This window comes from Streptomyces sp. NPDC003035, from assembly GCF_042888285.1.
Classification (GTDB): Bacteria; Actinomycetota; Actinomycetes; order Streptomycetales; family Streptomycetaceae; genus Streptomyces.
In genome coordinates this window covers 1-24,560 of sequence record NZ_JBIAPJ010000007.1, presented here as the reverse complement: position 1 = coordinate 24,560, position 24,560 = coordinate 1, and the positions used below count along the sequence as shown (strand labels likewise).

The window sequence follows — 24,560 nt, the reverse complement described above, 5'->3', positions numbered from 1 at the left end:
GCCGCCATGTACGAGCTGTCCCGGGTCCGCCTCTACTCCATCGGCCCCGCCGGTGCGCGCTACGCCGACACCGTCCTGGACCTGCGCGGAGTCGGCGCCCCGGTGCCCCATCCCGCCCCCACCCAGGCGGAGTTCTTCGAGGAGGAGCCGGTCGGGCCGCCCCGCCGCCCCGCGCCCGCGGGCGTGCTCTTCCTGGAGAACGGCGGCGGCAAGTCCGTCCTCCTCAAGCTGATCTTCTCGGTCATGCTCCCCGGCCACCGCAACACCCTCGGCGGCGCCAGCTCCGGCGTCCTGCGCAAGTTCCTGCTCGCCGACGACTGCGGGCATGTCGCCCTGGAGTGGCAGCACACCCTCACCGGCGAGCTCGTCGTCGTCGGCAAGGCCAGCGAGTGGCGCGGCCGCCAGGTCTCCAACGACCCGCGGAAGTTCGCCGAGGCCTGGTACTCCTTCCGCCCCGGACCCGGTCTGAGCCTGGACAACCTCCCGGTCGCCGAGTCCACCGCCGTGCGCCCGCCCGTCGAGGGCGCCTCCGGAGCGCAGGGCCGACGCCGCACCATGAAGGGCTTCCGGGACGCCATCACCGAGGCCGGCAAGGCGTACCCGCACCTGGAGGTGTACTGGGAGGAGATCCACGACCGCTGGAACGAACACCTCGGCGACCTCGGTCTCGACCCCGAACTCTTCCGCTACCAGCGGGAGATGAACGCCGACGAGGGCGAGGCCGCCGGCCTCTTCGCGGTCAAGAAGGACTCCGACTTCACCGACCTGCTCCTGCGGGCCGTCACCGACACCCGCGACACCGACGGCCTCGCCGATCTCGTCGCCGGCTTCGGCAACAAGCTCGGCCGGCGCGCCGAACTCACCGCCGAGCGGGACTTCACCGCCGGCTCCGTCGACCTCCTCCGCCGCATCGTCGACGCAGCCGAGACCCGGGCACGCGCGCGTGACGTGCATGCCGGATCCGAGCGCCGCACCCGTACGCTCGCCCGCCGCCTCTCCGCCCGCGCCACCGAGGAACGCGGCCGCGCCGCCGAACTCGCCCAGCAGGTCACCTCCGCCGCGCACGCCGTCTCCGAGGCCGAGACCGCCCGCGGCCGCAGCTCCCTCATCGCCGCCGAACTGGCCTACCGGCACGCCTCCCTCGCCCTGACCGTCGCCGAGAAGGGCGCCGCCTCCCAGCGCCGCGAGCTCACCGACGCCCGCACCCTGCACTCCGCCTGGCAGGCCACCGAGACCGTCCTGCGCCACCGTGCCGCGAGCGACCGCTCCGCGCGCGTGGCCGCCGCCATCCGCGAGGCCGAGCGCGACGCCGCACCCGCGCTCGCCGCGCGCGCCAAGGCCGCCGCCGATCTCGTACGGGCCCTGCACGCCGCCGCCGAGGACGGCGAACGGCACGCCGCCGAGGAGGAGGAGCGCTCCGCCGCCCTCCAGGAGGTCGGCGAGACCGCCCACCGCGACGCCACCGCCGCCGCCACCGACGCCCAGCGCGCCCGCAGCGAGGCCGGTCACCTGCGCCAGCGCCTCGCCGAGGTCGAGCAGGAGACCGCCGAGGCGGTACGGGCGGGCTGGCTCGACGACACCGCCCCGGACGCCGACCCCGCGCGCGCGGCGCTCGCCGCGAGCGACGCCGAGAAGACCACGGTCGCCGCCTGGGACGCGGCCCGCGACGCCGCCAAGGCCGCCGCCGACCACGCCCGTGAGACCGCCGCCGCCGAGTCCCGCGCCGAACTGGCCGCCGCCCGCGCCGCGGACGCGGCCGAGGCCGCCGAGAACGCCTACGACGCAGAGCGCCGCGCCGCGGAGTCCCTCGCCTCCGAGGAACGCCTGGCCGAACTCCTGTCCCTGCCGGGCACGACCACCTCGGACATGGCCGCGCCGGGCGCTGGACAGCCGGGCGGTGGCTCCTCGCTGCCGGGTCAGCGCGGCGGCGAGCCCGGCACCGTCTCCCGTACCGCCCCGGGCACCGCCACGCCCGGCGCGCCCGGCGCGGCGGGCGGACCCGGCCGGCTCGCCGGCCGCGCCGGAGGCTCCGCCACCCCGGACCCGGCCGACTCGGCCGCCGGCGGACAAGGACCCTCCGCCGCGGACGGACACCCACCCTCCGCCCCCGGCGCCGCCTTCGGCCCCGCCGCGACCGGGGCTGCAAGCGCCGGCGGCCCCCTCACCGTCACCGAGTTCGACCGGTACGCCGACGAGCTCCGGCGACTGCTCGACCAGTCCATCGCCTCCGCCGAGCGTCAGCTCTTCGACCTGCGCACCGCCGCCGCCGACGACTCCCGCATCCTCGGCGCCCTCGGCGACGGCGGGCTGCTGCCGCCCGGCCCGGACGTCCTCGCCACCGTCGAGTACCTCGGCGAGCAGGGCATCCCGGCGCTCCCGGGCTGGCGCTACCTCGCCCAGGCGGTCGACCCCGCCGACCACGCCGCCGTGCTCGCCGCCCGCCCCGAGCTGGTCGACGGCGTCGTGATCACCGACCCCGTCTCGTACGCACGCGCGCGTGAGGTGCTGAGCACGGCCGCCCTGCTGCCGCGCTCCACCGTCGCCGTCGGCACCGCGGCCGCGCTGCTCGCTCCCGTCCCCAGCCCCGAGTCCGGCGAGGACGCGGGCGTGTTCCTCGTCCCGCCGAACCCGGCCATGCACGACGAGCACGCCGCCGACCAGGAGCGGCACGCCCTGCGCGCCCGCGCGGCAGCCCGCGACGAGGAGATCCGTACGCTCGCGGCCCGGCTCACCGGCGACCGTTCGCTCGCCGCCCGGATCGGCTCGTGGCGCGCCGACTGCCCGCCCGGCATGCTCGCCGAACTGGCCGCCGTCGCCGCCACCGCGCGCGAGACCGCCGAGGCGGCCGCGGCCACGCTCGCCGAGGCCCGGACGGTACGGGCGGAGGCCGACGAGGCCGCCGCCGACGCCGCCCGCGTACGGGACGAACGCCAGGAGGCCGCCCAGCGCGCCCGTCGCGTCGCCGACGCCCTCGCGGGCCTGGCGTTCCGGCTGCGCGAGCGGTCCGCCTGGCAGGCCAAGCTCCGCGAACTGGCCGACGACGCCGCTGAGTTCGAGGCCCGTGCCCAGACCTGCCTGGAGCGCGCCCGCGCCGCCGACGAGGACCGCCGCGCCGCCCAGCGGGCCGCCGACGACGCCCACCGCACCGCCCGCGCCCTGCGCGCCGAGCGTGCCGAGATCGCCGGCGCCCCCGACCAGCTCCCCGAGGAGGACCCGGCCGCCCCGCGCGCCGCGCTCCCCACACTCCGCGAGGCCTACCGGGCCGCGTCCCAGCTCTACGAGAAGGTCGGCGTCGGCGCCGACCTGCGCGCCGAGCAGGCCCGCGCCGAGAGCGACGAGTCCGCCGCCCTCGCCGAGCTCGACCGCCTCACCAACAAGGTCCGCACCCGCGCCGAGCAGCTCCTGGAGTCCACCGACGGCGCCGACGGCCCATCCCGCCAGGCCGCCGCGGCCCGTGCCGAAGCGCTGGTCCAGATGCTGGAGACCCGTGCCTCCGAGGCGAGCGAGAAGCTCGGCCGGCTCCGCGGCGAGGCCGAACGACTGGCACCCGAGGACGGCGCGTCGCACACCGAGCTGCCCGAGGACCTGGTCCCCGCTGACGCCGAGCAGGCCCAGACCCTGCTCCGTACCGCCACCTCCGAACTCGCCTCCCGCAGCGACGCCCTGGAAGCCGCGCGCGCCGCGCACGCCGGCCTGCTGCGGGCCCACCACGCCGCCGAGGACGCCGCCGGCGGATTCCACGAGACCGCGGCGCTCCTGCGCGACCAGATGCGCGACCACACGGAGGACGAGGAGGACGGCCCGGAGACGTACCCCGGGACGCTGGAGGAGGCCCGGCACACCGCCGCCGAGGCCCGTCGCTCTCTGCGCGCCTGCGCCGCCGAGCTCTCCGCGGCCGACGCCGCCGTACGCGAGGCCAGTGACATCCTCGTCCGGCACGCCAACTCCACCCGGTACGAGCAGGTCCGCACCCCCGCCCGGCAGCAGATCCGCGAACTGCCCGCGGCGGCGCTGCCCGAGCACGCGGCGAAGTGGGCCGAGGCGTTCGCGCCCCGGCTCAGGGTGCTCACCGACGAGCTGGAGCAGCTGGAGCGCAACCGCGACTCCATCGTCGACCGGCTGCGCGGTCTGGTCGAGTCCGCGCTGACCACGCTCCGTTCCGCGCAGCGCCTGTCGCGGCTGCCCGAGGGGCTCGGCGAGTGGTCGGGGCAGGAGTTCCTGCGCATCCGCTTCGAGGAACCGGACCAGGCCACGCTCACCGAGAGGCTCGGGGAGGTCGTCGACGAGGCGACCCGGGCCGCCGTCAAGAAGAACTCCGACCTGCGCCGGGACGGCATGTCCCTGCTGCTGCGGGGCGTTCAGGCGGCGCTGGAGCCGCGCGGCATCGCGGTCGAGATCCTCAAGCCGGACGCGGTGCTGCGGGCCGAGCGCGTCCCGGTCGGGCAGATGGGCGACGTGTTCTCGGGCGGCCAGCTCCTCACCGCCGCCATCGCGCTGTACTGCACGATGGCCGCGCTGCGCTCCAACGACCAGGGCCGGGACAAGCACCGCCACGCGGGCACCCTGTTCCTCGACAACCCGATCGGCCGCGCCAACGCCACGTACCTGCTGGAGCTCCAGCGGGCCGTGTCGGACGCCCTCGGCGTCCAGCTGCTGTACACCACCGGTCTGTTCGACACGACCGCGCTCGCGGAGTTCCCGCTGGTCATCCGGTTGCGCAACGACGCGGACCTGCGGGCCGGGCTGAAGTACATCAGCGTGGAGGAGCACCTGCGCCCGGGTCTGCCGCAGCCGAGCGCGGAGGGTGAGGCCATCCACGGCGAGATCACCGCGACCCGGATGTTCCGTCGTACACCGGCGGAGGAGCCCGCGCGGCAGTGAGAACGCAGTGAGACGACGAACGGCCCGGACCCCGCGAAGGGTCCGGGCCGTTCCTCGACGCTCCTACCGCGGCGCCCGCCGCCCGGCTCCGGCCAACCCGGCTCCGGCCACCCCGGCTACCGCCTCAGGCGGCATCGGACAGCGCGTGCGCCTCCGTCCGCTTGGGCGCCTCAGCCCGCGCCGGCTGCTCGCCTCGCGCCGGGCGTTCGTCCCGCGCCGCCTCCGCGCCCTGTCGTATGCCCGCCGCCCCCGGAGCCGGATCGCCGCCCGGAACCTGCGCGGCCTTCCGCGCCCGGCGCCGCTCGCGCCGCAGCTGGCGCGCCGTACTGCTCGGCTCCGACACCACACCGTTCCGCTGCCGCCACACCTGACGCGTCACCCACACATCGAGCACACTCCACGTCGCCACGACCGTGCTGCCCACCGAGGTGAGCAGCAGCGGAAACGCCAGCCAGGAGTTCGTGACCGCGAAGAAGAAGGCCATCGTCGCCTGTATGAGCGTCACCGACGTGAGCAGCACGGCCCGCACGGCGGCGGCGCGCACCGGGTCCGGCATCCGGCGCCGGCCCCTCTCGTCCTCCACCCACAACTGCCGTGCCGGTCGCGCCTCGTGCACCATCGTTCGTCACTCCCCACCGCAGACCCGTCCTCAGGGGCGGTTGCCCGTCTTGAGCGGCTTTACACGGACACACCCCTCCCCGCACACAATGACGCTCGACGGAGCGAAAAGGTTTCCCCATGTTCGTACCGGAACGAACAGTTCAGGCCATCCGCCGTAGCCGCAGGCCCGGGGCACCGCCAGGTGTCCTGCGCCACAGTGGCGAATGCCAACTCCGCGAATACCAGGACATCTCATGATCAAGGCTCACTCGACAGGCTGAAAATCGTCCGGATGTGCCTTCGAGTTGGCTGTGATGCAGTAGTAGGCTCGCGCCGCCGTTTGTTGAAACTGTCCGTCGAAGCCGTTTGTCGAAGCTGATGGTTGACGCCATGTGTTGACGCTGTGTGTTGACGCCACGCGTCGCAAAGGAGGACCTCCGCGCCGGGTGGAGGCCGAACTGGGGGAGGCCATGCGCTTTCGCGGGAAGTCCATCCGCCGGAAGATCGTGGCGTTGCTGCTGGTACCGCTCGTTTCCCTCACCGGTCTCTGGGGCTTCGCGACGGTCCTCACCGGCCGCGAGGCCGACCAACTCCTCGACGTCGGCTACATCGTCGAGAAGGTCGGCTACCCCATCGAGGACACCGCCCGTGTCATCCAGAAGGAACGCCGCCAGTCGCTGATCTATCTGGCCGATCCTCGCGCCTCGGACTCCCTCACCACCCTCCGCGAGCAACGCGAGGCCACCGACCGCCAGATCGCCCTCATCCGCCGGAACGCCGCGGACTCCGGGGTACGGGACGAGATGCGGCCCCTCGCCTCGCAGCGACTCGAATCGCTGCTGACCGCACTGGACGGCCTCGACGCGCTCCGGCGCTCCGTGGAGAACCGCAGCATCGGCCGCATGCAGGCCCTCGACTTCTACAACCGCCTGGTCGATCCCTGCTACAGCTTCCTCATGACCCTCCACGCGCTCGAGAACGTGGAGATGGACAAGCAGGGCCGTGCCCTCGTCGGCATCGTCCGCGGCCGCGAGATGCTCTCCCGCGAGGACGCCCTGGTCGTCTCCGCGCTCATCTCCGGACGCGTCACGGCCCAGGAGCTCCGCGCGGTCACCGACCTCGTCGCCCACCGCAAGCAGTTCTACGAGGTGAACCTCGAGGTCCTGCCCACCGTCGAGCGCGAGAAGTTCGAGAAGTACTGGGGCAGCCCCGACACCGAGCCGCTGCGCCGTGCCGAGGAAGCCCTGATCGCCGCGGGTCCCACCAAGAACCCGCGCGCGATCACCGCGGAGCGCTGGGAGGAGCGGGCCGACCCGGTCCTCGACGACCTCGCGCGGGAGAACACCGCCGCGGGCGACCGCTACCAGGAGCGCGTCCAGCCCGCCGCCTACAGCGTGCTGCTCAAGGCCGGCGTCGCCGGTGTCCTCGGCTTCCTCGCCCTGCTCGTCTCCCTGATCGTCTCCGTCCGCGTCGGCCGGGAACTCGTCCGTGACCTGAGCCGGCTCCGCAAAGAGGCCCAGGAGGTCTCCGGCGTACGCCTGCCCAGCGTCATGCGCCGCCTCGCCGCCGGCGAACACGTCGACGTCGAGACCGAGGTGCCGCACCTGCGGTACGAGGAGGACGAGGTCGGCCAGGTCGGCCAGGCCCTCAACACCTTGCAGCGGGCCGCCGTCGAGGCCGCCGTGAAGCAGGCCGACATGCGACGCGGCGTCTCCGAGGTCTTCGTCAACCTGGCCCGCCGCAACCAGGTGCTGCTGCACCGCCAGCTCACCCTCCTCGACACCATGGAACGGCGTACCGAGGACACCGAGGAGCTGGCCGACCTCTTCCGGCTCGACCACATGACCACGCGCATGCGCCGCCACGCCGAGGGCCTCGTGATCCTCTCCGGCGCCGCCCCCTCTCGCCAGTGGCGCAAGCCCGTCCAGCTCATGGACGTCGTCCGGGCGGCGGTCGCCGAGGTCGAGGACTACGAGCGGATCGAGGTGCGCCGCCTGCCCCGCCTCGGCGTGGGCGGCCCCGCCGTCGCCGACCTCACCCACCTCATCGCGGAACTCCTGGAGAACGCCACGGTGTTCTCGCCCCCGCACACCGCGGTCCAGGTGCTCGGCGAGCGGGTCGCCAACGGCTTCACCCTCGAGATCCACGACCGGGGCCTCGGCATGAACCCCGACGCGCTGCTCGACGCCAACCTCCGGCTCGCGGAGACCCCGGAGTTCGAGCTCTCCGACACCGACCGCCTCGGCCTCTTCGTGGTCAGCCGGCTCGCCCAGCGCCAGAATGTCCGCGTCTCGCTGCAGCCCTCGCCGTACGGGGGGACCACCGCGGTCGTCTTCATCCCGGCCGCCTTGCTCACCGACGCGCCCGAGACGCAGGGCGCGGGCTTCCGCCTGGACCGCAAGACCCTGGACCGCGGGCTCGCGGAGCGGGAGAGGGGCGCCGCCGAGCAGCCGGGTCGCCGTCCCGCTCTCACCAAGGTGCCGGGCGGCGCGCCCCGGGGCACCGGATCCACGCGTTCCGCGGTCTCCTCGCTCCTCGACGGACCGCTCGACGGGCCCGTCGAGCTCGAACCGCCCCTCGGCACCTCCGGCTTCGAGTCCCTGCTCGGCCCGCTCGGTCCGTCCGCCGGGGACCTGGAGGACACCGAGAGCGAACGAGGAGGCCTGTTCCGCCCCCGTGGCCGCCGCCGCGGGCTCGCGTCGGCCCCCGGCGCCGAGCCGCACCAGCAGATGCCGGACCCGACGCACGACGAGACGCGCGACCAGGCCCTCGACCAAGGTCTCGACCGTGAGTCCGAGCGCGGCCCCGTGCCGCTGCCCCGGCGCCGCCCGCCGACGCTCGTCGTCGACCACGGCCGCCGGATCGACGAGCCGGGGCGTGCCCACCCCTCCGCCGCGCGGGGGCGCGAGGACCGGAAGCCGACGCCGCCCACGCTCGTACCCGTACCGCCCGAAGGACCCTTCCCCGCCGACGGCCCGGCCCGGTCGGACGGTCCGGCCCCGGCCGACGGTCGCGTACCGCCGCACAGCCCCGCGGAGTTCGGCGGGCTGCCCCGCCGGGTGCGGCAGGCGAGCCTCGCGCCCCAGCTTCGGGAGACGGGCGAACGCGCCGGCGACAAGGCGTCCACGGGCTCCACCGCCGCCGACACGGACTTCGAGCGCGATGCCGAGGAGGTGCGCAGTCGCATGGCGTCCATGCAGCGCGGCTGGCAGCGCGGACGACGGCAGAACGCCGAGACGACAGCACCAGGAACGACACCCGAGGGGGACGGTCGATGACCGCACCGAACGCCGCAGCACTCAACACCTCCGGAAACGGCAACGGCGAGCTGAACTGGCTCCTCGACGAGCTGGTCCAGCGGGTCGCGTCCATCCGCAAGGCTCTGGTGCTCTCCAGCGACGGACTCCCCACCGGTGCCTCCGCGGAGCTGACCCGTGAGGACGGCGAGCACCTCGCCGCCGTCGCCTCCGGCTTCCACAGCCTCGCCAAGGGCGTCGGCCGCCACTTCGAGGCGGGAGGGGTCCGGCAGACCGTCGTGGAGCTGGAGGACGCGTTCCTCTTCGTCACGGCGGCGGGGGACGGGAGCTGCCTCGCCGTCCTCGCGGACGCCGACTCGGACGTCGGCCAGGTCGCCTACGAGATGACACTGATGGTCAAGAGGGTCGGCGCCCACCTCGCGACGGCCCCGCGCTCCGGACCGTCCGCCGGAGGGTGAGTGGGGGGACACCATGAGAGAAGGCACTGACGGCACGACCGACCGCAGGACCGACCGCACGTCCGTCGGCCTGACCGACGCAACGACCGACGCAACGACCGACCGCACGTCCGACGGCCTGACCGACGCAACGACCGACGGCATGACCGACGCCCACCCGCGAGACCGCGGGCCGGGCCCGGCCCACCACTGGTTCGACGACGAGGCCGGGCCGGTGGTCCGTCCGTACGCGATGACCCGCGGCCGGACCAGCGCCGCCACCCGTCATCGCCTTGACCTGATCGCCGTGGTGGTCCCCGAGCCCGCCGCGGACGATCCCGGCCGTGACCAGACCCTCTCCCCGGAACACGTGGAGATCGTCGAACGCTGCTCGGACACACCCCAGTCCATCGCCGAACTCGCCGCCGGACTCGACCTCCCCGTCGGCGTCGTCCGCGTCCTCGTCGGCGATCTCGTCGAGGACGAACTCGTCCATGTGACCCGCCCCGTTCCGCCGGCCGAGCTGCCGGACGTGAGCATTCTCCGCGAGGTGATCAATGGCCTTCGGGCGCTCTAGCCGCAAGAAGCCGCTCGTCGAACCGGTGACCCTGAAGATCCTGGTCGCGGGTGGCTTCGGAGTGGGCAAGACGACGCTGGTCGGCGCCGTCAGCGAGATCAGACCGCTGCGCACCGAGGAGATCCTGAGCGAGGCCGGCCGGCCCGTCGACGATCTCCACGGGGTCGAGACCAAGTCGACCACCACGGTCGCGATGGACTTCGGGCGGATCACCCTCCGCGAGGACCTGGTCCTGTACCTCTTCGGCACGCCGGGCCAGGACCGCTTCTGGTTCCTCTGGGACGAACTGGCCCAGGGGGCGCTCGGGGCGATCGTGCTGGCGGACACCCGTCGCCTGGAGGACAGCTTCGCGGCGATCGACTACTTCGAGCGGCGCGGCATCCCGTTCACGGTGGCGGTCAACTGCTTCGAAGGCGCCCGCCGGTTCCCGGCCGAGACCGTGCGCGGGGCACTCGACCTCGACCCCGAGGTCGAACTGCTGATGTGCGACGCGCGTGACCGGGAGTCCGTGAAGAACGTCCTCGTGGCCGTCGTGGAGCACGCGCTGGTCCTGGCGGACCAGCGCCGCCCCGCCCCCGTCCCCACCTGACACCGGGCGCCATCAGCCGGGGCGGGCCCCGCCCCGGCTGGCACACGGGCTGGCGGGCGCCCGTCAGCGCACCGCCACCACCGCCGACCCGTGCCCGAACAACCCCTGGTTCGCGGTGATCCCGGCCCGCGCCCCGGGCACCTGGCGGCCGCCGGCCGTGCCCCGCAACTGCCAGGTGAGCTCGCAGACCTGCGCGACGGCCTGGGCGGGCACGGCCTCGCCGAAGGATCCCAGGCCCCCACTGGTGTTGACCGGGAGGCGGCCCCCGAGCGCCGTGACCCCCTCCCGTACCAGCTTCGCGCCCTCGCCGGCGGCGCACAGACCGATGTCCTCGTACCACTCCAGTTCCAGCGCGGTCGACAGGTCGTACACCTCCGCCAGTGACAGATCCTCGGGCCCCAGCCCCGCCTCCTCGTAGGCGGCCCGCGCGATCGACGCACGGAAGGTGTGCGGCGCGGGGGAGGCGGCGAGCGCGGAGTCCGTCGCGATGTCGGGAAGGTCGAGGACCGCCTTCGGGTACGTCGGTGTGACAGTGGAGACCGCCCGGATACGGACCGGGTCCGGGCGCCCGTGCCGGCGGGCGAACTCCATGCTGGAGAGCACCAGCGCCGCGCCCCCGTCCGAGGTGGCGCAGATGTCGAGCAGCCGCAGCGGGTCGGCGACGACGGTCGAGGCCGCGACCTCCTCGGCGCTGACCGCCGTGCGGTAGCGCGCGAGCGGATTGAGCGCTCCGGCCGCCGCGTTCTTCACCTTGACCTGGGCGAAGTCCTCCACCGTGTCCCCGTACAGGGCCATCCGGCGGCGGGCGTAGAGCGCGAAGTACGCCGGATTGGTCGCCCCGACGACCCGGAACCGCAGCCAGTCCGGATCGTCGGGCCGCTCCCCGCCCGCCGGGGCGAAGAAGCCCTTGGGCGCCGAGTCCGCGCCGACCACGAGCACCACGTCCGCCAGTCCGGCGAGGATCTGGGCCCGCGCGGTGCTGACCGCCTGCGCCCCGGAGGCACAGGCCGCGTACACGCTGGTGACGCGCGCCCCCTGCCACCCCAGCGCCTGGGCGAACGTCGCCCCCGCCACGTAACCCGGATATCCGCACCGCACGGTGTCGGCCCCGACCACCGAACCGACGTCCCGCCAGCTCAGCCCGGCGTCCGCGAGAGCCGCCCGGGCCGCCACGGTCCCGTACTCGACGAAACTGCGCCCCCACTTGCCCCACGGGTGCATCCCGGCCCCCAGGACGGCGATGTCGTTCATGACCGCTCCTCCGCCACGCGCGCGTGGACCGGCCGCCAGTGCCAGGTGGTCCAGATGTGCGCGTCGTCCTCGTTCAGGACTCCCGGCACCACCTCCACCTCCATACCGACGGCGAGGTCCGCGGTCCGCACCCCGGGCGCCGCCTGCCCCAGCACCACCATCGCCTCGGCCGCCAGCTCCACCGCCACCAGCGTGTACGGCTCCCAGGGCGCGTCCGGGTCGGAGACGTAGGGCGCGGGCGGACGGTAGCGGCCGTCGGTGTACGACCACACGCGGCCACGCCGGGAGAGCGGGGCCTCGACGAGCTCTCCGCCGCCCGGGCACCCGGGGTTGCGGCACCAGGAGTCCTCGCGGGGGAAGAAGACCGAGGCGCAGGCCGTGCACCGGGTCCCGAGGAGCCGGAAGTCCCCTTCCTCACTGTCGTCCGTGAACCATCCGGCCACCACCGGCCTGCGCGTCCGTGTCACGACACCCCCTCACACCGAGATCGACAGAACCTGACGAAGCGTCAGGAGTCTGCCACGGATCCCGTGCGCTGAGAACCGTCAGGGCCTTTACCGCGTCCCTACGTACGGAACGGACGGCCGGGACCCACGGGGGTGGCCCCGGCCGCCCGTCACCTCGCGCCCGTCAGTGACCGGCCACCGACCGCCGCGCCACCGGGAAGTCGAAGAAGGTGCCCGGGAACGGCTCCGGCTTGAACGTGAAGTGCCACCACTCCTCGGGCAGGTTCACGAATCCCTGCTCCGCCAGCGTCCCCTTCAGAAGCTGCCGGTTCGCCCGCTGCGCGCCCTGGATCCGCGGATCCTCGGTGTGCGACAGCGTGTCGAAGCAGTCGAAGCCCGTGCCCATGTCGACGGAGTTGTCGGGGAAGCGCTCGGCCCGCGGGGCGTAGCACTCCACCAGTTCCTCGCCCGGCACGTAGGGCCGGGTCGGCGCGGCCGGCAGCCGCACGATTGTCACGTCGACCGTCGAACCGCGGCTGTGCCCCGACTTCTCCGCGATGTAACCGTCCGCGAACAGCCTCGACTTGTCGACCAGTGGATAGAACTCCTTCTTCATCCGCTCGTCCTCGAGGTCCTTCGCCCAGCGGACGAAGTGGTCGACGGCCCGCTGCGGCCGGTAGCAGTCGTAGACCTTCAGCGAATAGCCGCGCGCGAGCAGCTTCACCTGGGCGCGATGCAACGCCTCGGCGGCGGGACGCGTCAGGATGCACAGCGGCTGGCGGTAGCCGTCGACCGCCTCGCCCACGAAGTTGTGCTCCGTGGTGTAGCGCATCTCCTGAATGATCGTCCGGTCCACCGAGCTCAGCGCCACGAACTCCTTCGGGGCCTTCGGCTCCGGCGTGGCCCGCGCGGACGGTACGGCCGCGGTGGCGGCGAGCAGACCGGCGGCCGCGAGCACACCGAGCGTACGGAAAACGGAAGCAAGTCCTGTCATGTGCACCGTCTATCAGTTCCGGGAGGCGCGGGAAAGGGTGATCGCATACGGTCCTGCCCGTGAAGGACACCTACTGCTCCGCCTGCGGCACCCGTTACGCCGAGCCCGCCGCCTGGCCCCGCCGGTGCACCACCTGCGGCTCCGTCGCCTACCGCAACCCGCTGCCCGTCGCCGTCGCCCTGCTCCCCGTGACGGACGTACGGGGAACCGGACTTGTCGTCATCACCCGCTCGATCGAACCCGCCAAGGGCGGCGTCGCGCTGCCCGGAGGCTTCATCGACCACACCGAGGACTGGCGCGACGCCGTCGTCCGCGAGCTGCGCGAGGAGACGGGGATCGAGGCGCCGGCGGAGGACGTGCGCCTCGCCGACGCGCTCAGCTCCCCGGCCGGGCACCTTCTCCTCTTCGGCCTGCTCCCGCACCGCCCGGCCGCCGAACTGCCGCCGTCCGTCGCGACGGACGAGACCACCGGCCGGCACCTCCTCCACGCCCCGGAGGAACTGGCCTTCCCCCTGCACACAGAGGCGGTACGACGCTGGTTCGACGGACGGTACGCCTCCGCCCGCTGAGGCCGGTCACTCCGACGTCCCCCGCAGCCGCACGGGAAGCGGAGACCGTCACCCCGACAGCCCCCGCACCCGCACCGGAAGCGCCGCCTGCTCCGCCCCCGCGTCCGTCAGCCGCTCCACCACCACCCGGCCGTCCACGAGCCGCGACGCGTACCGCTCGATCTCGGCCGGTTCCCACCCGTCCCCGGTGTCCCGTACGACGAGGCCGCCACCCGTCCGTCCGGCCGCAGGCGCCCACACCTCCAGCTCCAGACCCCCGTCCGCACCCCGCACCGGAATCACCGATCCCGCACGCGCCAGCACCGGGATGCGGGACGGGGGCGCGTCGAGGAGGACCTGCCCCGGCCCCTCGTACGCCTGCCCTGTCGCCGTGTCGTACCAGCGCCCGCGCGGCAGCCGTACCGCGCGCCGGTCGGCGCCCCGGGCGAGCACCGGCGCCACGAGCAGCGCGTCGCCGAGCAGGAACGCGTCCTCGCAGTCCCGCAGAGCCCGGTCCTCCGGAGCGCCCCACCACACCGGCCGGACGTACGGCGCCCCGGTCAGCCGGGCGAGCTGGGCCAGCGTGACGAAGTACGGCCGCATCCGCTCCCGCTCGGCGAGCGCCACGCGCGCGTGCTCCAGGACCTCGGGCCCGAACTCCCACGGCTCACGCCGCCCCGCGTCGATCGCCGCGTGCGTACGGAACAGCGGCAGCCACGCCCCCAGCTGGAACCACCGCAGGAACAGCTCCGGCGACGGACTCCCGTCGAAGCCACCGACGTCCGGCCCCGAGTACGGCACCCCGCACAGACCGAGCCCCAGAACCAGCGACAGCGACGCCCGCAGCCCCGGCCACCCGGTCGACACGTCGCCGGACCAGGTCCCGCCGTACCGCTGCATCCCCGCCCAGCCCGAGCGGGAGAAGAGGAACGGCCGCTCGTCCGGCCGCAGCCGGCGCAGCCCCTCGTACCCGGCCCGCGCCATCGTCAGCCCGTACACGTTGTGCGCCTCGCGGTGGTCGCCGCCCCGCCCGTCGAGCGCGTGCCGGGACGAGCGCGGCAGCGTCGGGTCCCCGAAGGGGGAGAAGGAGACCGGCTCGTTCATGTCGTGCCAGAACCCGGAGAAGCCTTGCGCGAGCCGCTCCTCGTAGAGTCCGCCCCACCACTCCCGTACCGCCGGATCGGTGAAGTCCGGATAGGCGCACTCGCCCGGCCAGACCACGCCCTGGACCTCCTTCCCGCGCGCGTCGCGGACGAACGCGCCGACCGCCGTCCCGCTGTCGTACACCGCGTTCCCCGGCTCCGCCCGCACCGCGGGATTCACGATCGACACCAGCCGTACGCCCTGCTCGCGCAGCTCGGCCGCGAGCCCCGGCAGATCGGGGAACCGTTCGCGGTCCACCGTGAACACCTGGTGCGCGTCGTGGTGGTCGATGTCCAGATGCAGCACGGACAGCGGGAGTCCCCGCTCGCGGTAGCCGGCCACCACCCGCCGCACCTCCCGCTCGCTGCCGAACCCCCAGCGCGCGTGCTGCGGACCCAGGGCCCAGGACGGCGGCAGCGCGGGCGCCCCCGTCAGCGCCGCCCAGCCGTGCAGCACGCGCGCGGGGGTGGTGCCGGCCACCACCCAGCAGCGAAGGGGCCCGCCCCCCATCCGTACCTCGCTGGTCCCCGGCCGGTCGTGCCCGGAACCCGCGCCCTCCTCACCTTCGGTGAGCGTGACCCGGCCGTCCCAGGAGTTGTCGTGGAAGGCCAGATGCGTGCCCGCGTCCGCGACGACGAACTGCACCGGCATCGTGATGTACAGCGGATCGTCGCCGGGGGAGAAGCTGCCCCTCGGGTCGGTGTTCCACAGCCGGTACGAACCGTCGCGCAGCCGCGGCCCCGACGCCCGCCCGCCGAGCCCGAAGAACCGCGCGTCCGGGGGCACCTCGCTGCGCTGCACCCAGCGCGCGGGCCCGCCCGCGACCGGCTCCCACCAGCGCGGCGGCAGATCCCGGCGCAGCATCACGCCACCAGGGGTGCGGACCTCCACCGCCCCGTGCCGGGACACCGCGACCGTCACCCGTTCCGACACCACCCGCCAGCCGCCGTCGGTGTCCGGCTCGAGAAAGGCCCGCGGGTCCGGCTCGGGCGGCTCACCGGCCACCGCGTACGACGGGAGCGGCCCGGCGCCGTCCCAGCCCCAGAAGACCGTCCCTCCCGCCGACACGCTGATCCGCAGCTCGGAACGGGCGAACCGGACGATCCCCCCGCCCGGCATCGGCTCCGCCGCGTCGACCTGGCCCGGCACCCGGGCCCGCTCCGTCCCTCTCGGCGGCAGCCCCCACGCGTCCGCCCGGCGCTGCCGCCACGCCGCACGCACCGCCCGCAATCCCTGCACCGATCCGAACACCCTCACCGAACGCACCAGCTCACGACCGTCCATGCTGCTCAGCCTGCCATTCGGCAGGCCGCGCGCGAGGTTCGTTCAACTGCCGTTCACCCGTGGTGGGACCACATATTCAGCTGCCCGACCATGGGCGGGGAACCCTGGTGCGAAAGCCGCTCCCATGGCATCGTCCCTGTCAGCCGCGTCACGCGCACACCCCGCACGTGCGCGTGACACACGCAGACCCCGCGTACGCCCAGGAGCCGCCCCATGACATCAGCGCACACCGAGCCGCTTTGGCAGCCGGACGAGGAACGCATCGCCGCCGCGGCGGTCACCCGTTTCCAGTCCTGGGCCGCCGAGCGCCACGGAGCCCCGGCCGAGGGGGGATACCCGGCCCTGCACCGCTGGTCGGTGGACGAGCTGGAGTCGTTCTGGCAGGCCGTCGCCGAGTGGTTCGACATCCGCTTCTCCACCCCGTACGAGCGCGTCCTCGGCGACCGCTCGATGCCCGGCGCCGAGTGGTTCCCGGGAGCCACCCTCAACTACGCCGAGCACGCCCTGCGCGCCGCGGCCGAGCGTCCCCACGAGCCTGCCCTGCTCCATGTGGACGAGACACATGAGCCACGCCCGATCACCTGGGCCGCGCTGCGCCGGCAGGTCGGCTCGCTCGCCGCCGAGCTCCGCGCCCTGGGGGTCCGCCCCGGCGACCGCGTCAGCGGCTATCTCCCCAACATCCCCGAGGCCGTCACCGCCCTCCTCGCCACGGCCGCCGTCGGCGCGGTGTGGACCTCCTGCGCCCCCGACTTCGGCGCACGCAGCGTCCTCGACCGCTTCCAGCAGGTGGAACCGGTCGTCCTGTTCACCGTCGACGGCTACCGCTACGGCGGCAAGGAGCACGACCGCCGCGAGACCGTCGCCGAACTGCGCGCCGAACTCCCCACCCTCCGTGCCGTCGTCCACATCCCGCTGCTCGGCACCGAGCCCCCCGAGGGAGCGCTCGCCTGGTCGGACCTCACGACGGCCGACGTGGAGCCGGTCTTCGAGCAGGTGCCGTTCTCCCACCCGCTGTGGGTGCTGTACTCCTCCGGCACGACGGGCCTGCCCAAGGCGATCGTGCAGTCCCAGGGCGGCATCCTGATCGAGCACGTCAAGCAGCTCGGCCTGCACTGCGATCTGGGCCCCGAGGACGTGTTCTTCTGGTACACCTCCACCGGCTGGATGATGTGGAACTTCCTCGTCTCCGGCCTGCTCACCGGCACCACCGTCGTCATCTACGACGGCAGCCCCGGCTACCCCGACACCGGCGCCCAGTGGCGGGTCGCCGAACGGACCGGGGCGACGCTGTACGGCACCTCCGCCGCGTACGTCATGGCCTGCTCCAAGGCCGACGTCCACCCGGCCCGGGACTTCGACCTCTCGGCGATCAGGTGCGTCGCCACCACCGGCTCGCCGCTCCCGCCCGACGGTTTCCAGTGGCTGCACGACGAGGTCCGCGAAGATCTCTGGATCGCCTCCGTCAGCGGCGGCACGGACGTCTGCTCCTGCTTCGCGGGAGCCGTCCCGACCCTCCCCGTCCACATCGGCGAGCTCCAGGCCGCCGGACTCGGCACGGACCTGCAGTCCTGGGACCCCTCCGGCAAGCCGCTGATCGGCGAGGTCGGCGAACTGATCGTCACCAACCCGATGCCGTCCATGCCGATCCACTTCTGGAACGACCCCGACGGCAGCCGCTACCGCGACAGCTACTTCGAGATGTTCCCGGGCGTCTGGCGCCACGGCGACTGGATCACGATCACGGACCGCGGCTCGGTCGTCATCCACGGCCGCTCGGACTCCACCCTGAACCGCCAGGGCGTACGGATGGGCAGCGCGGACATCTACGAGGCCGTCGAACGCCTCCCGGAGATCCGCGAATCCCTCGTCATCGGCATCGAGGAGCCGGACGGCGGGTACTGGATGCCGCTCTTCGTCCACCTCGCGGAGGGCGCGACCCTGGACGACGCGCTGATCGCCCGCATCAAGCGGACGATCCGCACCGAACTCTCCCCGCGCCATGTCCCCGACGACATCATCGAGGTCCCCGGCGTCCCCCACACCCTCACGGGCAAGCGCATCGAGGTCCCGGTCAAGCGCCTCCTCCAGGGCACCCCGATGTCCAAGGCGGTCAACCCGGGCTCGGTCGACAACCTCGAGCTGCTCGCCTTCTACGAGAAGCTGGCCAGGAACCGGGCCACGTGACGTGAACCGGCGGGGGGCGGGGGAGTCCCCCTACCCCCCGTACGTCGCCTGGGACTCGCCCAGCACCTCCGCGAAGTCCGCCGCCAACCGCCCCGACGCCTCCGCCCCCAGCGTCGCCGTCGTGATCCGCACCGCCGTCGGCGACGCGATACGGAACCGCGCCCCGGCCGCGAGCCACCAGCCGCGCGTCCGCAGCCCGTTGACCACCGCCGACTCGTCCCGCACCGGCACCCACACGTTCAGCCCGCTCGCCCCCGTCGCCGCGACGCCGTGGCCCGCCAGCGCGTCGATCAGCGCCGTACGCCGCGAGGTGTACGCCGCCGCGCCCGCGGCCACCAGCTCCGCCACCGCCCGGTCCCCGAGCAAGTCGGCCACCGTCTCCTGCAGGACGTGACTGACCCAGCCGGACGTCATCAGCATCCGGCCGTCGTGCCGGGCCAGCGTCGCCGCGTCACACGCGAGCCCGGCCCACCTCAGGTCGATGCCCAGATGCTTCGACACGGTCCGCACCTGCGCCCACCGCTCGAGGCCGGCCGCCGCCAGCGTATGCGCCGGAGCCCCCGCGACGTCCGCGTTGTGGTCGTCCTCGACGACGAGGACCTCCGGGAACTCCCGCAGCACCGCGACCAGTTCGTCCCGCCGCGCCCCGCTGACGTACGCACCCGTCGGACACTGTCCCCGCGGGCTGCACACCACCGCCCGCACCCCGGCCCGCAGCGCCGACCGCAGGGCATCCGGTACGAGGCCATGGCCGTCCACGGCGACCGGCACCATGCGCAGCCCCAAGGCCGGCACCAGGTCCAACAGATGGTGGAACCCCGGGTCCTCCACCGCCACCGCGTCCCCCGGCCGCAGCTCCGTCGAGAGCAGGCGCGCGATGCAGTCCAGCGCCCCGTGCGCGAACGTCACATGCTCGGCCGGCACCCCGTCCCGCTCGAACCAGGCCCGGGTCAGCTCCTCCAGCGCCGCCAGGCGGGGCGCCGCGCGATGGGACCCGTACACCGGTCTCACCAGCGTCGGCGGCCGCAGATCCGGCAGGAACGCCGGGTCCGGATGACCACCCGCCAGATCCACCAGACCGGCCGGGACCCGCGGTGGCCGGCGCGAGGCCACCGACGGCATCGCCGCGACCACCGTCCCGCCCCGGCCGCGCGTCATCACGACGCCACGCTGCCGCAGCTCCTTGTACGCGGTGGCGACCGTGCCCGGACTGACTCCGAGCTCGTCCGCGAGCCGCCGCACCGGAGGCAGCGCGTCCCCCGGCCCGAGCCCGCCCTCGGCCACACCCTGCTCCACGGACGCGGCAATTCCCTTGGCCGTCGTCCCCACGATCGAATATTGTGTTGCCACGTACTGAACTATGTATCAATACAAAAGTGAAGTCAAGGGGGACCGAGTGAGCCGCTCATCGTGGAAGAAACGCATCCCGGGAGGTGTCGACGGCCGCCGGATGCTCGTCATCGGCTTCATCGACAAGTGCGGCACCGGCCTCTGGGCCACCTCGATCGCCCTCTACTTCACCTACGTCTCCGGCCTCGGCATCGCCCAGGTCGGCCTCCTCGTCGGCATCTCCGGAGGCGTCGGCATCGCCGGCGCACCCCTCGCCGGATGCCTCGCCGACCGCTTCCCCCTCACCCGCGTTCTTATTGGCACCCAACTCCTGCGCGCCGCGGCCCTCCTCGCCCTCCTCACCACCGACCACTACGCCCTCCTGGTCCTCTACTCGGCCATCGGCGCCCTCCCCGACCGCGCGACCAACGTCCTCACCAAGCTCTACGCCGCCCGCGTCGCCGGCTCCGAACGCGTCCGCTACCAGGCCATCAACCGGACCGTCTCCAACCTCGGATGGGCCTTCGGCGGCCTCGGCGCCGCGGCCGCCCTCTCCGTCGCCACCAGCACCGCCTTCCAGCTCCTGCTTCTCGGCAACGTCCTCACGTACGTCGTGATGGCCGCCCTCACCCTGCGCTGCGCCGAACCACCGGCGCCCTCCCGCATCGCGGCCGACTCCACCACCGAGGGGCCCACCGGCAAGCCCGCCAACCCCTGGCGCGACCGCACCTACCTGCTCTTCACCGCCACCGAGGCCGGACTCGGCCTCCACGACACGATCCTCCAGGTCGCCATGCCGCTCTGGATCGTCCACGCCACCGACGCCCCCGTCGGCCTCGCCCCCCTGCTGCTCGTCCTCAACAGCGTCCTCGTCGTCCTCTTCCAGGTCCCCCTGGCCCGCTTCGGCGCCACCACAGCCGCCGCCCGTCGCCTCCTCGTCCCCCTCGCCTGCCTCTTCGTCGCCGGCACCCTCGCCCTCGCCGCATCGGCCGTCGACGGACCGGCCGTCGCCATCACCGCCCTGGTCATGGCGGCCATCGCCCTCACCTTCGCCGAGATCATCCACGCCACGGCCTCCTGGGAACTCTCCGTCGCCCTCGCCGCCGACGAGGCCCAAGGCGCCTACCTCGGCGTCCACGGCCTCGCCGCCGCCACCCAGCGCTTCGCCGGCCCCCTCCTGCTCACCGGGGTCATCGCGGCAGGCCCCCTCGCCTGGCCCCTCCTCGGCGTCGGGCTCGTCGCCACCTGCGCCGGCCAGCACCGCCTCGTCCGCCACCACCTCACCAAACGGTCACTGTCAGTGGCGCCGGTTACGGTGAGTGAGCACTGATCGACAGAGCTCAGGGGGAGACATGACACGACCCGGCACCACCACATCCCTGCGCCGCGCCCTGCGGCGCGAAGTCCCCAGCACCGTCGGCCTCCTCGCCGACGAGGACGACTTCACCGCCATGCGCCGGTACGACACCTTCGCCTTCGACGACCACCCGGCCTACCTCCGCCAGATCGAGGGCCTGCTCAAGGCACTCGCCGCCCAGGGCGGCCACACCACCGTCGCCCTGTTCGACCCCGAGGAGTACGCCCAGTTCTGCGAGGACACCGGCCTCGACCCCGACCGACCGGCCAGCCGAAGCCGCTACACCGCCGAACTGGCCGCCACCAGCCCCCGCATCGCCTACACCGGCCAGCCCATGACCACCCTCGTCCCCACCCTCATCGACACGGCGGTCCGCCACGCCACCTGGGAGTACGCCACGATGCTCCTCACCGACACCGGCACCTGCGCCGACTGTGGACAGGACATCGGCCGGGCCGCCTTCGACCAGGCGTCCCACCTGCTCACGCGCCTCCTCGAAGCAGCCGGCCCGGGCACCCACCACCTCGTCTGCAGCGTCGCCGCGGCCGACGAACAACTCCTCGCGGTCCTCCACGCCACCCGCGACGGATACGGGCCGGCCCACCTCGACAGCGACGCGGCAGCCGAATTCGCGACCGTCCTCGCCGCCGGCATCGCCCTCGACAGCCCCGGAGGAGTCGTCCTGCGCACCTCGAACCCCGGGGCACGCGACCGCCTCCACGGCTGGCGCCTCACCCATGGCACCCTGCACGCCCTCACCGAAGCCGAGGTCTTCAGCGCCTACTGCACCGACGCCCGCACCGGAGAACCCCTCCCACCCGAACCCCATGTCGACTACCGCGCCGGCTTCGCCCTCGCCCCCGAGGACGACGACCGACCCACCCACCACTGACGACGAAGGGGCTCCCCGCCACCTTCGTGACGGGGAGCCCCTTGGCACCCTCAAAGCGACCCGGGATCACTCCCCGGACAGCACCGCCTGCGCGGCCACGCGGGCCTCGTCGGCCGTGTCCGCCGCGCGAGCCGCAGCCGCGGCCCGCTCGCACTGCGCCAGTGTGTACTTCGCGAGCGTCGCCCGCACATACGGAATCGACGCGGCACCCATCGACAGGGAGGTGACACCCAGACCCGTCAGCACACAGGCCAGCAGCGGATCCGCAGCAGCCTCACCACAGACACCACAGCTCTTGCCCTCGGCCTTGGCCGCCTCGGCGGACAGCGCCACGAGGTCGAGCAGCGCCGGCTGCCACGGGTCCTGCAGCCGCGACACCGCGCCCACCTGACGGTCGGCGGCGAAGGTGTACTGAGCCAGGTCATTGGTGCCCAGCGACAGGAACTCCACCTCCTGCAGGATCGAACGCGCCCGCAGAGCCGCGGAGGGAATCTCCACCATCGCGCCGAACTTCGCCTGCAGCCCCGCCTCACGGCACGCGTCGGCGAACGCCTTTGCGTCCGTACGGTCCGCCACCATCGGCGCCATGACCTCGAGGTACACCGGCAGACCCGCGGCTGCCTTCGCCAGCGCGGTCAGCTGGGTCCGCAGCACCTCCGGGTGGTCGAGCAGCGTCCGCAGCCCGCGCACACCCAGAGCCGGGTTCGGCTCGTCCGCCGGCGTCAGGAAGTCGAGCGGCTTGTCCGCACCGGCATCCAGCACCCGCACGACCACACGACCCTCGGGGAACGCCTCGAGAACCTTGCGGTACGCCTCGATCTGCTTCTCCTCCGACGGAGCCTTCCTGCTGTCGTCCAGGAAGAGGAACTCCGTACGGAACAGACCGACACCCTCGGCCCCGGCCTCCACCGCGGCCGGCACGTCCGCCGGACCGCCGACATTGGCGAGCAGCGGCACCTTGTGCCCGTCCGAGGTCGCACCCGGACCACTGGACGCGGCGAGCGCGGCCTTGCGCTCGGCAGCGGCCGCCGCCAGCTGCGCCTTCCTCTCCTGCGTCGGGTTCACGAAGATCTCCCCGGTGGAACCGTCCACCGCGATCACCGTGCCCTCACCGATCTCGCCCGCACCCGGCAGAGCCACCACGGCCGGCACACCGAGCGCCCGCGCGAGAATCGCGCTGTGGCTGGTCGGCCCGCCCTCCTCGGTCACGAAGCCGAGGACCAGCGTCGGGTCGAGCAGCGCCGTGTCCGCGGGAGCGAGATCCCGCGCGATCAGTACGTACGGCTCGTCGCTGTCCGGCACACCCGGCATCGGCACGCCCAGCAGGCGGGCGACGATACGGTTCCGCACGTCGTCGAGGTCGGCGACGCGCCCGGCCATGTACTCGCCGGCGCCCGCGAGCAGCTCGCGATAGTGGGAGAACGCGTCGTAGATACCGCGCTCGGCCGTGCTGCCGACCGCGATCCGACGGTCGACATCGGCGATGAGCTCCGGGTCCTGGGCGATCATCGCCTGGGCCTCCAGCACATGCTGGGCCTCGCCCCCGGCCAGATTGCCGCGCGCAATCAGGTCGGCAGCCACAGCTTCCACGGCCTGGCGGGCGCGCCCCTGTTCGCGCTCCGCCTCCTCGGCGGGAATCTGCTTGGCCGGCGGCTCGAGAACCGCCGTACCCATGTGCCGAACCTCGCCGATCGCCACTCCGTGGCTGACGCCGACGCCTCGCAGCGTTGTCTCCATCTCACCCGTCTCCGATAGAGCGGCGGCACCTGGCCGCCGCGTTGAATGTCGAACTCGTGGTCGTCACGAGGACGACGCCGACGTCAGCGCCAGCTGAAGAGCGGGTCGCCGCACTTCACGTCGCCGTCCTCGCGGACGTCGCCGAGGGCGTCGGCCGTGGCCTCCAGGGCTACGACGGGGCAAATGGGGGACTTGCCCGCGGCCTCGACATCGACCGGGTTCCAGCGCACGACGGCCTGTCCGCACGTCACGGTGTCGCCCTTGTTGACGAGCAGCTCGAAGCCCTGCCCGTTGAGCTGAACGGTGTCGATCCCGAGGTGGGTCAGCACACCGTGCCCCAAGGCGTCGACGACGACGAACGCGTGCGGGTGCAGAGAGACGATGACGCCGTCGACCGGAGACACGGCCTCCGACGGCTCACGTACGGGATCGATGGCGGTACCGGGACCGACCATCGCGCCGGAGAAGACCGGGTCGGGTACAGCGGCGAGACCGATGGCGCGTCCAGCAAGCGGCGACGTCACGGTGGTCATGGGAAGCCTCCCAGGGGCGGAGATTGTGTGGCGCCGTCACTACCTGTCCTGGACGGCGTACTGTTGAGAAGCGTAAGTCATGAGAAGTCCTAGTTCCGCATGAGACGTACCAGTTGGCGGACCTAGGGACTACACGGAAACGGTTTGCCTCTACTGACGGTGGGATGTACTGTCGTACTCCTGCCTGACCCCAACGCGGCTTTGAGTCGCGGTCGGCAGCACCTATCAAGCCAGATCCTAACCCCAGTGGTCTACACCTCTGCATGCCTGCGGAGGGGTGGTCGGGGGGAGCGAAAAAGCCTGGTAGTGTTTGACCCCGCCGCAAGGGAAAGCGAAAAGCAAATTCCTGAAACGGCAAGCCCGCTCCAGCGGGTGGCAGAAACGGAAAACGGATCTGCTAAGCTGGAAACACGAAAGACCGAAGGGAAGCCCGGAGGAAAGCCCGAGAGGGTGAGTACAAAGGAAGCGTCCGTTCCTTGAGAACTCAACAGCGTGCCAAAAATCAACGCCAGATTAGTTGA

General features: G+C 73.1%; 18 protein-coding genes. 9 read left to right on the top strand and 9 right to left on the bottom strand.

Going from position 1 to position 24,560, the window contains the following annotated elements:
* Positions 1 to 6: 6 nt before the first annotated feature.
* Positions 7 to 4,881, top strand: coding sequence for a hypothetical protein (locus ACFYV5_RS22555; RefSeq protein ID WP_389171180.1), 4,875 nt, complete (start codon positions 7 to 9; stop codon positions 4,879 to 4,881).
* 124 nt (positions 4,882 to 5,005) lie between these two features.
* Here the strand turns inward: ACFYV5_RS22555 and ACFYV5_RS22550 are convergent, their stop codons facing one another.
* Positions 5,006 to 5,500, bottom strand: a complete 495-nt coding sequence (locus ACFYV5_RS22550) for a hypothetical protein (protein ID WP_389171177.1) — start codon at positions 5,498 to 5,500, stop codon at positions 5,006 to 5,008.
* 451 nt (positions 5,501 to 5,951) lie between these two features.
* Between ACFYV5_RS22550 and ACFYV5_RS22545 the strand changes: the two genes are divergently transcribed.
* The 4 genes from ACFYV5_RS22545 to ACFYV5_RS22530 all read left to right on the top strand — a co-directional run bounded on the left by ACFYV5_RS22545 (position 5,952) and on the right by ACFYV5_RS22530 (position 10,341).
* Positions 5,952 to 8,759 (top strand): nitrate- and nitrite sensing domain-containing protein, encoded by a 2,808-nt coding sequence (locus tag ACFYV5_RS22545; RefSeq protein WP_389171927.1) that lies wholly within the window; start codon positions 5,952 to 5,954, stop codon positions 8,757 to 8,759.
* Positions 8,756 to 9,196: a roadblock/LC7 domain-containing protein gene (locus ACFYV5_RS22540; RefSeq protein ID WP_355111615.1), complete on the top strand. Its 441-nt coding sequence runs from the start codon at positions 8,756 to 8,758 to the stop codon at positions 9,194 to 9,196. Before ACFYV5_RS22545 ends, ACFYV5_RS22540 begins: the two co-directional genes overlap by 4 nt.
* Before the next feature lie 142 nt (positions 9,197 to 9,338).
* Positions 9,339 to 9,752, top strand: a complete 414-nt coding sequence (locus tag ACFYV5_RS22535) for a DUF742 domain-containing protein (RefSeq protein WP_389171924.1) — start codon at positions 9,339 to 9,341, stop codon at positions 9,750 to 9,752.
* A complete protein-coding gene (locus ACFYV5_RS22530; protein ID WP_355111614.1) occupies positions 9,733 to 10,341 on the top strand; it encodes an ATP/GTP-binding protein in 609 nt (202 codons plus the stop codon). Before ACFYV5_RS22535 ends, ACFYV5_RS22530 begins: the two co-directional genes overlap by 20 nt.
* 63 nt (positions 10,342 to 10,404) lie before the next feature.
* Here ACFYV5_RS22530 and ACFYV5_RS22525 read toward each other — a convergent pair whose 3' ends face one another.
* From ACFYV5_RS22525 to ACFYV5_RS22515, 3 genes are all read right to left on the bottom strand, one after another.
* Complete coding sequence (locus ACFYV5_RS22525; RefSeq protein WP_389171173.1) at positions 10,405 to 11,592, bottom strand: lipid-transfer protein; 1,188 nt, start codon at positions 11,590 to 11,592, stop codon at positions 10,405 to 10,407.
* Positions 11,589 to 12,059 (bottom strand): zinc ribbon domain-containing protein, encoded by a 471-nt coding sequence (locus ACFYV5_RS22520; protein ID WP_355111610.1) that lies wholly within the window; start codon positions 12,057 to 12,059, stop codon positions 11,589 to 11,591. The genes ACFYV5_RS22525 and ACFYV5_RS22520 overlap by 4 nt, the downstream gene beginning before the upstream one ends.
* A 163-nt stretch (positions 12,060 to 12,222) precedes the next feature.
* A complete protein-coding gene (locus ACFYV5_RS22515) occupies positions 12,223 to 13,032 on the bottom strand; it encodes a M15 family metallopeptidase (RefSeq protein ID WP_389171170.1) in 810 nt (269 codons plus the stop codon).
* Positions 13,033 to 13,091: 59 nt separating this feature from the next.
* Between ACFYV5_RS22515 and ACFYV5_RS22510 the strand changes: the two genes are divergently transcribed.
* Positions 13,092 to 13,601 carry an NUDIX domain-containing protein gene (locus ACFYV5_RS22510; protein ID WP_389171167.1) on the top strand — a complete coding sequence of 170 codons (510 nt, stop codon included), beginning with the start codon at positions 13,092 to 13,094 and terminating at the stop codon, positions 13,599 to 13,601.
* Between the two features lie 48 nt (positions 13,602 to 13,649).
* Here the strand turns inward: ACFYV5_RS22510 and ACFYV5_RS22505 are convergent, their stop codons facing one another.
* Positions 13,650 to 16,007: a glycoside hydrolase family 31 protein gene (locus ACFYV5_RS22505; protein WP_389171164.1), complete on the bottom strand. Its 2,358-nt coding sequence runs from the start codon at positions 16,005 to 16,007 to the stop codon at positions 13,650 to 13,652.
* A 213-nt stretch (positions 16,008 to 16,220) separates the two neighbouring features.
* On the opposite strand from ACFYV5_RS22505, the gene ACFYV5_RS22500 reads away from it, so the two are divergent.
* Positions 16,221 to 18,191 carry an acetoacetate--CoA ligase gene (locus ACFYV5_RS22500; RefSeq protein WP_389171161.1) on the top strand — a complete coding sequence of 657 codons (1,971 nt, stop codon included), beginning with the start codon at positions 16,221 to 16,223 and terminating at the stop codon, positions 18,189 to 18,191.
* Between the two features lie 30 nt (positions 18,192 to 18,221).
* Here the strand turns inward: ACFYV5_RS22500 and ACFYV5_RS22495 are convergent, their stop codons facing one another.
* Positions 18,222 to 19,541, bottom strand: a complete 1,320-nt coding sequence (locus ACFYV5_RS22495; protein ID WP_389171158.1) for an aminotransferase class I/II-fold pyridoxal phosphate-dependent enzyme — start codon at positions 19,539 to 19,541, stop codon at positions 18,222 to 18,224.
* Between the two features lie 46 nt (positions 19,542 to 19,587).
* On the opposite strand from ACFYV5_RS22495, the gene ACFYV5_RS22490 reads away from it, so the two are divergent.
* Both ACFYV5_RS22490 and ACFYV5_RS22485 read left to right on the top strand, forming a co-directional pair.
* Positions 19,588 to 20,850 carry an MFS transporter gene (locus ACFYV5_RS22490; protein ID WP_389171155.1) on the top strand — a complete coding sequence of 421 codons (1,263 nt, stop codon included), beginning with the start codon at positions 19,588 to 19,590 and terminating at the stop codon, positions 20,848 to 20,850.
* A 22-nt stretch (positions 20,851 to 20,872) separates the two neighbouring features.
* Positions 20,873 to 21,769, top strand: coding sequence for a hypothetical protein (locus tag ACFYV5_RS22485; protein WP_389171152.1), 897 nt, complete (start codon positions 20,873 to 20,875; stop codon positions 21,767 to 21,769).
* Between the two features lie 66 nt (positions 21,770 to 21,835).
* On the opposite strand, the gene ptsP is transcribed toward ACFYV5_RS22485, so the two are convergent.
* From ptsP to ACFYV5_RS22470, 3 genes are all read right to left on the bottom strand, one after another.
* Entirely contained in the window at positions 21,836 to 23,506 is a 1,671-nt protein-coding gene (gene ptsP, locus ACFYV5_RS22480) for a phosphoenolpyruvate--protein phosphotransferase (RefSeq protein ID WP_389171149.1), read from the bottom strand.
* Between the two features lie 83 nt (positions 23,507 to 23,589).
* Positions 23,590 to 24,039 carry a PTS glucose transporter subunit IIA gene (locus ACFYV5_RS22475; RefSeq protein ID WP_389171146.1) on the bottom strand — a complete coding sequence of 150 codons (450 nt, stop codon included), beginning with the start codon at positions 24,037 to 24,039 and terminating at the stop codon, positions 23,590 to 23,592.
* A gap of 251 nt (positions 24,040 to 24,290) precedes the next feature.
* On the bottom strand, positions 24,291 to 24,560 hold a 270-nt coding region (locus tag ACFYV5_RS22470), incomplete at its 5' end, for a hypothetical protein (protein ID WP_355111597.1).